The sequence below is a fragment of the Vibrio sp. M260118 genome, assembly GCF_036533755.1.
Taxonomy (GTDB): Bacteria; Pseudomonadota; Gammaproteobacteria; order Enterobacterales; family Vibrionaceae; genus Vibrio.
Genome location: NZ_JATABG010000446.1, coordinates 1 through 2380, shown reverse-complemented (window position 1 = coordinate 2380; position 2380 = coordinate 1). Strand labels below are relative to the sequence as shown.

General features: G+C 45.4%; 3 protein-coding genes. All 3 read right to left on the bottom strand.

What is annotated here, in order from left to right; genetic code table 11:
- Positions 1-162 precede the first annotated feature (162 nt).
- The 3 genes from QTO00_RS18110 to lipB all read right to left on the bottom strand — a co-directional run bounded on the left by QTO00_RS18110 (position 163) and on the right by lipB (position 2274).
- Entirely contained in the window at positions 163-492 is a 330-nt protein-coding gene (locus QTO00_RS18110; RefSeq protein ID WP_331426022.1) for a hypothetical protein, read from the bottom strand.
- A gap of 140 nt (positions 493-632) precedes the next feature.
- Positions 633-1598, bottom strand: a complete 966-nt coding sequence (gene lipA / locus QTO00_RS18105; RefSeq protein WP_331426021.1) for a lipoyl synthase — start codon at positions 1596-1598, stop codon at positions 633-635.
- A 28-nt stretch (positions 1599-1626) separates the two neighbouring features.
- Positions 1627-2274, bottom strand: coding sequence for a lipoyl(octanoyl) transferase LipB (lipB, locus tag QTO00_RS18100; protein ID WP_331426020.1), 648 nt, complete (start codon positions 2272-2274; stop codon positions 1627-1629).
- Positions 2275-2380 lie beyond the last annotated feature (106 nt).

The following is a 2380-nucleotide window of genomic DNA, read 5'->3' as shown; positions in this document are numbered from 1 at the left end:
CCAACTAGTTTGAAAATGAATTGAAGCCTCATCTTCGGATGGGGCTTTTTGATATCAGCAATAGTTAGAGCGTGAGGGTGACCAAGCGCTATAACGGGGAAGAGCAGAGAAACAAAAAAGGCTAATGTGTTCACATCAACCTATTATCACAACACGTTTTCTCTATTTAGGTAGACTTAGCAGGGTGCCAGACTTGCATTTAAACGAGTAATATTTGCTACTTTCGTTAAACTTACCCAACCCTTCACCGTCACAATAGTCGATATTGATGTCTCGCATCGTTTCCAAGGTTTCTTCACTGGTTAGCGCGAATTTAGAGCCATCTGAACAGACAATACGCACCCGACCATCATCACTGACTGAGTAAATATCAACTTCGGTATTGCACAACTCGAATGACGCTTCGCGGAAGTTGTCTTGTTCAGTGTTACTCGCACACCCCGCAGTTACTGCAACCAACGTTGTTAGCGTTATCAGTCCAAATGTTTTCATAATAATTCCTTGGATTGTCGGTTTAGTTAAATTAATTTTTGTTGTTGCTTAAGCTAAGACTATATAAGTGTGGCATCTCATTCAACAATAAAAAAGCCAGCGTTTTTCGCTGGCTTAATGGGGGTCTAAAGGGGAGCGGGCTAACCCACCTCAATACCTTGAGCTTGTAGATCCGCATGGTACGACGAACGAACAAACGGACCACAGGCTGCATGAGTAAAGCCAAGCTCAAGAGCAATCTCTTTTAGTTCATCAAACTCTGAAGGCGGTACGTAGCGCTCAACAGGTAGGTGGTGACGGCTTGGCGCTAGGTACTGGCCTAGAGTCAGCATAGTTACACCGTGTGCGCGAAGATCTTTCAGCACCTCGATGATCTCTTCTTTGGTTTCGCCAAGACCCATCATCAATCCAGATTTAGTAGGAACATCTGGGTGCTGCTCTTTGAACTTCTGAAGTAGCTGTAGAGACCACTTGTAGTTTGCTCCTGGGCGAGCCTTACGATAAAGACGCGGTGCTGTCTCTAGGTTGTGGTTGAACACATCTGGTGGATTGTCTTTCATTAGCTCAAGTGCCACATCCATACGGCCGCGGAAATCTGGTACGAGCGTCTCGATACGAATTTCTGGGTTTAGAGCACGAATCTCGCGGTTACAGTCAGCAAAGTGCTGAGCACCGCCATCACGAAGATCGTCACGGTCAACAGAAGTAATCACCACATATTTAAGCTTCATATCTTTGATCGTTTTCGCGAGCTTTTGTGGTTCGTCATTTTCAGGAGCAAGAGGGCGGCCATGGGCAACATCACAGAATGGGCAGCGGCGTGTACAGATCGCACCAAGGATCATGAAGGTCGCAGTACCGTGGTTGAAGCATTCCGCTAAGTTAGGGCATGACGCTTCTTCACAAACAGAGTGCAGGTTGTTTTTGCGCATCGCAGATTTGATGTCTTGAATACGCTGGCTGTCTGAAGGTAGCTTGATCTTCATCCACTCTGGTTTACGCAGAACTTCTTTCTGTTCAGTTGGCATGTTCTTAACAGGGATAAGTGCCATTTTGTCAGCGTCGCGGTATTTAACGCCTTTTTCCATTTGGATTGGTTTACTCATGCTTCTATTACTTCTCTTTATAGTTGGCTTAGTGGCTCGGCTCGGTGTCGAATTTGACATCGTCGTAACTGAGTAGATTAACCAGTTCTTCGACCAGTTTTGTCTCTACTTGGGTTATGTCATCGGGGCCACCAAGTTGGCTGACCTGAACCATTTCCATTCCTGGATAACCACACGGGTTGATACGCAGAAAAGGAGCAAGATCCATATTTACGTTTAGTGCTAAGCCATGGAAAGAGCAACCTTTACGGATGCGTAATCCTAATGAGCAGACTTTCTTTCCATCGACATAAACACCTGGCGCGTCAGGTCTTGCTGCTGAGTCGATATTGTATGCTTTTAGTGTGTTGATTACGAGATTCTCGATATGAGTGACGAGCTCGCGTACACCAAGCTTTTTGCGACGAAGGTTAATTAAAAAGTAGGCAACCAGTTGGCCGGGGCCGTGATAGGTTACTTGACCTCCACGGTCACTTTGAACCACAGGAATATCACCGGTGTTAAGTAGGTGCTCTGCTTTTCCTGCTTGGCCTTGAGTGAAAACGGGGTTGTGCTCAACCAGCCAAACTTCATCGGCTGTTTCTTCCGTTCTGTTGTCTGTGAAGTCATGCATTGCTTGCCAAATAGGCTCGTAATCCTGTCTTCCTAGATGTTTCACTACAAGCTGGTTCTGCATACCGCTTTTCCATCGTCGGTTAATAAAGTTAAAAGATTATAAACTGCTTCTGGCAATGGGACTATATACCAGTAACACATTTTTAGCTCATCGATTATTCTAGTGT

Coding starts and splice junctions, on each gene's coding strand:
- QTO00_RS18110 (WP_331426022.1), bottom strand. CDS start 492: ATGAAAACATTTGGACTGATAACGCTAACAACGTTGGTTGCAGTAACT.
- lipA (WP_331426021.1), bottom strand. CDS start 1,598: ATGAGTAAACCAATCCAAATGGAAAAAGGCGTTAAATACCGCGACGCT.
- lipB (WP_331426020.1), bottom strand. CDS start 2,274: ATGCAGAACCAGCTTGTAGTGAAACATCTAGGAAGACAGGATTACGAG.